Consider the following 2016-nt stretch of genomic DNA (forward strand, 5'->3'; position numbering starts at 1 on the left):
ACGGCCAGATCCTCTACCCCCATCTCCCCCTCGCTCCCGATCCGGAGCAGACCAAAGGTCTTCTTGGCTCGGGCGTCACCGCGTTTGCTTACGAAACCGTGACCGACGACCGCGGCGGCCTGCCTTTGCTCGCGCCGATGTCGGAAGTCGCCGGCCGCCTGTCGATCCAGGCCGGCGCGACCGCGCTGCAGAAGGCCAATGGCGGCCGCGGCGTGCTGCTCGGCGGCGTGCCCGGCGTGCTGCCCGGCAAGGTCACCGTGCTCGGCGGCGGCGTCGTCGGCCTGCACGCGGCCAAGATGGCGGCCGGCCTCGGCGCCGACGTCACCATCATCGACCGCTCGATCCCGCGCCTGCGCCAGCTCGATGACATCTTCGGCGGCCGCGTGCATACGCGCTATTCGACCGTCGAAGCGCTGGAAGAGGAATGCTTCTCGGCCGACGTCGTCATCGGCGCCGTGCTGATCCCGGGCGCCGCGGCGCCAAAGCTCGTCACCCGCGAAATGCTCTCCGGCATGAAGAAGGGCTCGGTGCTGGTCGACGTCGCGATCGACCAGGGCGGCTGCTTCGAGACCTCGCATGCCACGACGCACGCCGATCCGACCTATGAGGTCGACGGCGTGATCCACTATTGCGTCGCCAACATGCCCGGCGCCGTGCCGGTCACCTCGGCGCATGCGCTCAACAACGCGACGCTGCACTATGGCCTGCAGCTCGCCGACAAGGGCCTCAAGGCGCTGGTCGACGACCACCACCTGCGCAACGGCCTCAATGTCCATAAGGGCAAGATCACCAACCGCGCCGTCGCCGAAGCGCTCGGCTATGAAATGGTCGAGCCGAAGGCGGTCCTTGCGGCCTGACATCCCGGCCGAAACTTCCTCCTGTCGCGCCCGCCGGGTCATTCCGGCGGGCTTTTTCTTGCGCGCAAAACCGGCACCGAATCCGGGCAACAAAAAAGCGGAGCAAAAGCCCCGCTTCCTCGATGTTGCGATCTGTCGCCGGTCCATCCGCGGTCGACACATCATCAACAACCACTTTCTAGCAAAGGAGTACGACGGGAATACGACAGTCCTGAAAGGCTGGTTCCCGCCTTCGAGCCATTATGCGTCCTTGTGTGAAACGCTTCACATTCGCCCTGCGCGAAGGCCGCCTAGACACGTGTCGTTACTGGCGGCCTGAGCTGCTTTCCGGGTTGGACAAGTCCGGCCCGGACAGCACTCGCCGACAGCTTCTGTCAGACCCTCCAACGGCCCGCCTGACCATCGGCGGGCTTCTTTTTAGGGCCATACGGGTTTGGGCTCAGGCCCGCTCGATGCGGCATTGATAGCAATTGTTCCGCGCCGAGCGGACATGGATGTAGGCGATGTCGTCGCGCTCAAGCAATGCTGTCGCGCGAGCGGCGATGTCGCCCGTCGGCGTGACCGCGCCGCTGCCATAGACGATGCGATCGTCCTTGCCATAGCCCCTGACGATATAGTCGCTGCTTTCGAACATCTCCGGCAGCGCTTCCCCGTCGGCGGCGCGCTCGCATTCCTCGGCGTGCAGGAAGATCGGGCCGGTTTCGGCATAGGGCTGCAGATCCGGGAACGGCCGGTAGGCAACGATCAGATAGCCGTCACCCTCGGCGACGTTCTTGAGGCAATGCCTGCATGGCACACCGTCGCCGTCGGAAATCCGGTGCTCCGGGGTGCGCCCATAGGCATCGGGCCCTCCCCGCTGCAAGGCGCGCACGGCTTCGGTCGGCAAGGCTTTGAACTGGATGCTCATGGGCAATCTCCGGTGTCGATGTCCGGAAATTATGGCTTGGCGCCAGCGCTTCCCACCCGATTCCTGACAGGTGGCGCGCACATATGAAAGAGCCCGGCTGCCTTGCGCAACCGGGCCCTCGACGAGCAGCGTTGTCGGCCTGAGCGTTACCGCACGAAATCGTCGAAGCGGCGCAGCGTCACGCGACGGTTGCGCCAGTTCTCCTGCTGGGTCTGCACAAGCAGGAATTCCTCGCCATAGCCGACGGTGTCC

Annotated in this window: 2 protein-coding genes and 1 pseudogene; 1 reads left to right on the top strand and 2 read right to left on the bottom strand. The window is 65.2% G+C overall.

Annotation, left to right across the window (positions count from 1 at the left end; all coding sequences use genetic code 11):
- A partial coding sequence (gene ald, locus EOD07_RS32395) for an alanine dehydrogenase (protein ID WP_127238148.1) occupies positions 1 to 857 on the top strand: 857 nt, incomplete at its 5' end.
- 439 nt (positions 858 to 1296) lie between these two features.
- On the opposite strand, the gene EOD07_RS32400 is transcribed toward ald, so the two are convergent.
- A complete protein-coding gene (locus tag EOD07_RS32400) occupies positions 1297 to 1764 on the bottom strand; it encodes a DUF1203 domain-containing protein (RefSeq protein WP_127238149.1) in 468 nt (155 codons plus the stop codon).
- A gap of 146 nt (positions 1765 to 1910) precedes the next feature.
- Positions 1911 to 2016: pseudogene (locus EOD07_RS38820) on the bottom strand (OmpA family protein); the annotation flags it as partial.

The organism is Mesorhizobium sp. M2C.T.Ca.TU.002.02.1.1, from assembly GCF_003997225.1.